The 1,889-nt window shown below is 44.1% G+C and carries 2 protein-coding genes; both read right to left on the bottom strand.

The features are described from left to right. The coding region (pdhC, locus tag RAC86_RS38280; RefSeq protein ID WP_377886915.1) for a pyruvate dehydrogenase complex dihydrolipoyllysine-residue acetyltransferase at positions 1–895 on the bottom strand (895 nt) is incomplete at its 3' end. 114 nt (positions 896–1,009) lie between these two features. Continuing rightward, on the bottom strand, positions 1,010–1,889 hold an 880-nt coding region (gene pdhB, locus RAC86_RS38285; protein ID WP_377886917.1), incomplete at its 5' end, for a pyruvate dehydrogenase complex E1 component subunit beta.

Raw genomic sequence — 1,889 nt, forward strand, 5'->3', positions numbered from 1 at the left:
TGACTTCATCTGTTTTATCGTCAATTGACGTGTTTAAAACAGGGAATTTTTTCAGTGCAGATGTAAGAGCTTTTACAACGTAAGGCAAGTAAGTCAGCTTGATTCCTTGATCAGCAGCAACTTGTTTGAACTGTTTACGATGTGCAACAAGGTTTGTTACGTCCACTTCGTCCATTAACGTTACGTGAGGAGCAGTGTGTTTAGAGTTAACCATCGCTTTTGCAATTGCTTTACGGATACCGCTCATTTTTTCGCGTGTTTCTGGGAATTCACCCTCTGGAGCTGGTGCAGCAGCCGGTTTAGCAGCTGTTTCTTGTGGTGCAGCTGTTTCTTGCGGTGCAGCTTCTTGCGCTCCTCCGTTTACAAAGCTGTCGATATCTTCTTTTACAACACGTCCGTTGTTGCCTGAACCAGTAACCTTACGGATGTCTACACCTTTTTCACGTGCATATTTACGTACGGAAGGCATAGCGATCACGCGTTTGTTCGGGTCAACTTCAGCTTGATCCTGCTGTCCTGCGCCAGTAGCTTTTGCAGGCTCTTGAGCTTGCTCTTCTTTCGCAACGTCTTGTCCAGCTTCTGCAGTTGACTGAACTTGTGCTTCAGTTTTCGCATCGTCAGACTCGTCGCTGCCTTTAAATTGAAGATCTTCGTAACCAGGTGCATCAAACGTAATAATCGTTTGTCCAACAGTTGCAACCGTTCCCTCTTCAACTTTTAATTCTAATACTTTTCCTTTAACAGGTGAAGGAATTTCTACTACTGCTTTATCATTTTGGACTTCAGCCAGTACATCATCTTCGTCTACCTCGTCGTTAGGCTTGACAAACCATTTTACGATTTCGCCTTCGTGGATACCTTCCCCGATATCTGGAAGTTTAAATTCAAATGCCACAGTTCTCGACCTCCTAGTTTGATTAAGCAATTTTAAAATTTACATCGTAAGCATTGAAAACAGATATATAATAGAGGGAAAACGTTCATCTTCCCTCTCGATTATGCAGTTTGATTAAAATTCAAGCACTTTTCTTGCTGTTTCAAGAACGTCTTTATGGTTTGGAAGCCATACGCTCTCCGCTTGAGAGAAAGGAAATACTGTATCTGGCGCTGCAACGCGAAGTACAGGTGCTTCCAAGCTCAGGATCGCACGGTCATTAATTTCTGCTACTACGTTTGCAGCAATACCGGCTTGTTTTTGTGCCTCTTGAACGACAATCGCGCGTCCTGTTTTTTCTACAGAAGCGATAATTGTATCGATATCAAGTGGGCTTACTGTACGAAGGTCGACAACTTCAGCAGAAATGCCGTCTTTTTCAAGCTCCTCAGCAGCTTTTAATGATTCATGAACCATTGCGCCGTAAGTGATGATTGAAAGATCAGTACCTTCACGTTTCACGTCAGCTTTTCCAAGCTCAATTGTGTATTCTTCTTCAGGAACTTCCTGACGGAAAGAACGGTAAAGCTTCATATGCTCTAAGAAGACAACAGGATCATTGTCTCTGATCGCAGAAATTAAAAGTCCTTTGGCATCGTAAGGAGTTGATGGAATCACAACTTTGATACCAGGCTGTTGTGCAACAAGACCTTCCAAGCTGTCAGCGTGAAGTTCAGGAGTATGAACACCGCCGCCGAATGGAGAACGAATTGTTACAGGTGAAGTCCAGCGTCCGCCAGAACGGTAGCGCATACGAGCCATTTGGCCAGAAACTGAATCCATTACTTCATAAACAAATCCGAAGAATTGGATTTCCATTACCGGACGGAAGCCGTTTAAGCCTAAACCAAGGGCAAGACCGCCGATACCAGATTCAGCAAGTGGCGTGTCAAACACACGGTCTTCACCGAATTCTTTTTGCAATCCTTCTGTCGCACGGAATACGCCGCCGTTT

This window comes from Bacillus sp. LR_5, assembly GCF_042709275.1.